Below are 4024 nucleotides of genomic sequence, written 5' to 3'. Positions count from 1 at the left end.
CTACAGCGACCAGCCCCATGGCGAGCCTGCACCCTTCAGCGGGCAGGCACCCTACGGCGGACAGCAGGCCCACAGCGGCCATGCGCCCTTCGGGAATCCCGCGCCTCACACCGCCCCCATGGCGTTCGGTGGCCCGCCGTCGCAGGGGGGTCAGCCGTCGCACGGTGCGCAGCCCCAGGCGTTCGGTCCCGCGCCGACTCCGCAGCGAAAGCCCCTGCGGCTCGGCCTGATCGCCGGTGCGACGGCGCTGGCTCTGGTCAGCGGTGGTGTCGGTGGTGTCGTCGGCGTGCTCGCCACCGACTCGGGTTCCGCGCCGGTGACCAATGCGCTCGAGGCGCCGAAGCCCGCGGTCAACAACGTCGCCAACGCGCCCGCCGGGTCCACCCAGGCGGTGGCGCAGCGGGTGTTGCCCAGTGTCGTGATGATCAAGGTCGCGGGTAATCGCGCGTCCGGCGAGGGCTCCGGGGTGGTGCTGTCCACGGACGGTTTGATCCTCACCAACAATCACGTCGCCGCGGGCGCGGGTGCCTCGGCGAAGATGGAGGTGGTGTTCAGCGACGGCAGCACCGCGCCCGCCACGATGATCGGCGCGGATCCGGTCTCCGACCTGGCTGTCATCAAGGTCAGCGGCAAGACCGGGCTCACGCCGATCGAACTCGGCACCTCCGACGGTCTGGCCGTGGGTCAGCCGGTGATCGCGATCGGCTCGCCGCTCGGCCTCGCGGGCACGGTCACCACCGGCATCGTCTCGGCCCTCAACCGACCGGTCTCGACCAGCGGCGAGGGCACGCCGAGTCAGGTGAACCCGGTGATCGACGCGATCCAGACCGACGCGGCGATCAACCCGGGCAACTCCGGCGGCGCGCTGGTCGACGGACAGGGCAAGCTGATCGGCATCAACACCGCCATCGCCAGCCTCGGCGGCGAGGCGGCGGGCGGCACCCAGAGCGGTTCGATCGGCCTCGGCTTCGCGATCCCGGTGGATCAGGCGCGCCGGGTCGCCGACGAACTGATCAAGACCGGCCATGCCACCTACGCCCAGATCGGCATCAAACTGCGCCCGCAGGACACCGCCGCACGCGTACTCGAGGCCACTCCCGACGGCCCTGCCGCCAAGGCAGGCATCCCCGCGGGAGCCGTCATCACCCGCCTCGACGACCGCCCCATCGACTCCGGCGACGCGCTGATCGCCGCCGTCCGCTCACACCAGCCAGGAGACAAGGTGAAGGTGACTTACACCGACGAACAGGGCGGTAACTCCAAGACCGTCGAGGTCACGCTCACCGCCGCGGCGGCGGAAGGCGGCCGATGATGCGTTCGAACGCAAACCTGTCGTGCGTAGGCGCTACGGTGATGACCATGGACATCGATGCTCCCGTGGCAGGGCGCGCACTGGTTGTTGTCGTCGACGATCGGACGGCTCATGGCGGCGTGGATTCGCTCGGCCCGCTCGTCACCGAATTGCTCAACGAGGCCGGGTTCCTCGTCGACGCCTCGGTGACGGTGCAAGCCGAGGAGGTCGAGATCCGCAACGCGCTCAACACCGCGGTGATCGGCGGCGTCGACCTGGTGATCTCGGTCGGCGGCACCGGCATGTCGCCGCGCGACATCACCCCCGAAGCCACCACCCAGGTGCTCGACCGTGAACTGCCCGGCATCACCGAGGCATTGCGCGCGTCCGGCCGGGTGGCGGGCTCGCTCGACGCCGGTCTGTCCCGCGGCGTGGCAGGCATCTCCGGCAGCACCCTGGTGGTGAACCTGCCCGGCACGCGCGCGTCGGTCCGCGACGGCATGGCCACCCTCGGCCCGCTGGCCAGCAAGGTGATCGGCGAACTGTCCGGTCTGGACGAATGACATCCGACCCGCACGACGCTGTCTCCGGCCCCGATGATCGGGGCCGGAAACAGGCTGCGGCGGAGGAGCTGCGACGGAAAGCGGCCGAGGCGGCGCGACTGGCGAGAATCTTCGGCGATGTTCTCCCGGAGACCACCGGCGACGAACGCGGCGAGCGATCACGGGGCTCCGGTACCGACGATTGGTTACGGTCGCAAGTTCCACCGCACCACGGGTGATCAGCCCGTTATCTACGTAGCCGCTACGTAATAAGCCGCCTTGGAATTGCCGATTACGGCATGAACGCACACTGCGGACAAATACTCGAGACCACGCGAAAGCGTGGTCTTTTGTCGTTCGACGACCCAGATCGTTACCCGGGGCCATCTCCTGTCAAGGTGTCATGACAGGAGCCTTCGCGACTGCATCAATGCACGTCAAGGCATGTGGCGATGTAAGAATGTGTGCCGTGCTTCACAGTGAAATTTACGAACTCTTTCGTTGCCGAATCCGTGTAACGGCGTTTAATGTTCGCCATCGAGCCACCAACTATCGGTCCCCGCAGTACTCCCACCTCTGTGCGTTGAACCACCCGGTGGAACCCTGGCTCGGGTTCGCCACACCGGCCCCGGCCGTATCGTCGAAATAACAGTTAGTTACGTAACGGCAACAAAGGGGCGACACACTGATCTGGGCCCTGTGAGGTCCATTTGTCCGGCTTCGAAAGTCGAAGCCGGCTGTTAGACACCTGATGAGGGGAAGTATGAGCGAGAACCGCACCACCGGTGTGCGCCGTGGCGTCCGTGCCGCGGGCGTCGGCGCTGCCGCGGCCGCCGTGGCCTTGGGCCTGCTGTCGACCGGTGCCGCCAATGCCGATACCTTCGTGCCGTTGCCGGACGGCCAGAAGGTCAGCCCTGCTGGCGTGACCATCACCCGCACCCACGAGTCCGCACTGATCTCGCCGTCGATGGCCGCCAACGGCGCGGGTCGCGTCGTCTGGGTCTCGGGCACCGCGGTCGCCGAGGTCAACGAGACCCCCGAGGGCGAGGTCGGCCCCTGGAACGGCCCGACCGGTCGTCCCGGCTCGAACAACTCGTCGACGCACGGCACCTCCCAGCTGAACACCGGCTACATCGTCGGTTGCCAGGTGAGCATCGCCGATGACGCCATCGGCGCCGGTGTCTCCGGCGGAATCAGCACCGGCGGCGTGACCGCGGGCGGCTCCATCGGCGTCAACCTCGGCCCCGGTGAAGTGAAGTTCGTGCAGATCAGCTCGAAGGACATCCTGAAGGCCGGTACCTACGCGATCGATTACCAGGACGCGGAAATCGAGATCCAGGGCTGCGCCGGCTACGCGCAGGCCCGGGCGTACACCGTCGTCGAGGTCATCGGCGACAACTACTCGAAGACCACCCTGTACGGCATGCCGTTCAGCATCGGCTGACGTTCTTCGATCCGGCACGAATCTTCTTCTCGCTGCGGCGAACTCAATCCTCGAGGGACAAATCCTATGATCAACCGTAAGTTCATGGCGAAGGTGGCGGGCGTCAGCGCTGCGGCCACCGTGGCCGTCGGCCTGTTCTCGACGGGCGCGGCCAATGCCGATACCTTCGTTCCCCTGCCGGGTGGACACATCACCAAGACGCTGTCCGACGGCACCGTCGTCGACATCTCCCTTGTCGGTGAGTCGGCCCTGATCAGCCCGTCCATGGGTTCTACTCCGGTGCACCGCAACTCGTGGGTCTCCGGTAGCGCTCAGGTCACCGTTTCCGACGGCGGCTCCGGCAAGATCTACCCGGGCTACACCGTGGGTTGCCAGGTCAACATCTCGGGTGGCGGCGTCTCCGGCGGCGGCGAAGCCGCGATCGACCAGGACGGCAACGGCTCCGGTGGCATCACCACCGGCGGTGAGCTCTCGCTCGGCCCCGGCCAGTCGTCCTCGTTCTACATTCTCGACCGCGAGCAGGCCGACGACTTCGGCAGCGAATCGCACAGCAAGAGCAACAAGTTCAAGAACGGCTCCGGCTCGGTGACCTGGTCCGACACCACCATCGGCCTGAGCGGCTGCGCCGGCTACGCGCAGGCGCGTGCCTTCGTGTCCGTCGAGGTCGAGACCGACAACGTCATCTCCTGGGTGACCCTGTGGGGCGCTCCGTTCAGCCTCGGCTGATCTGTTCGTATCCCGCACTCG

At 67.2% G+C, this 4024-nt stretch carries 4 protein-coding genes; all 4 read left to right on the top strand.

Annotation, left to right across the window (positions count from 1 at the left end; genetic code table 11):
• Nucleotides 1-1312: S1C family serine protease (locus tag ACFWF3_RS26935; protein ID WP_379316159.1), on the top strand; the 1312-nt coding region annotated here is incomplete at its 5' end.
• The gene (locus ACFWF3_RS26930) at nt 1312-1854 is read left to right on the top strand and encodes a MogA/MoaB family molybdenum cofactor biosynthesis protein (RefSeq protein WP_194826720.1); all 543 of its coding nucleotides are present in this window, start codon (nt 1312-1314) and stop codon (nt 1852-1854) included. The genes ACFWF3_RS26935 and ACFWF3_RS26930, both read left to right, overlap by 1 nt.
• A 742-nt stretch (nt 1855-2596) precedes the next feature.
• Complete coding sequence (locus ACFWF3_RS26925) at nt 2597-3277, top strand: MspA family porin (protein ID WP_378993261.1); 681 nt, start codon at nt 2597-2599, stop codon at nt 3275-3277.
• Between the two features lie 66 nt (nt 3278-3343).
• Nucleotides 3344-4003 carry an MspA family porin gene (locus tag ACFWF3_RS26920; protein ID WP_378993260.1) on the top strand — a complete coding sequence of 220 codons (660 nt, stop codon included), beginning with the start codon at nt 3344-3346 and terminating at the stop codon, nt 4001-4003.
• Nucleotides 4004-4024 lie beyond the last annotated feature (21 nt).

This window comes from Nocardia sp. NPDC060220 (assembly GCF_042727815.1).
GTDB lineage: Bacteria > Actinomycetota > Actinomycetes > Mycobacteriales > Mycobacteriaceae > Nocardia.
The sequence above is the reverse complement of the archived record's forward strand: the minus strand, read 5'-3'. Positions and strand labels throughout refer to the sequence as shown.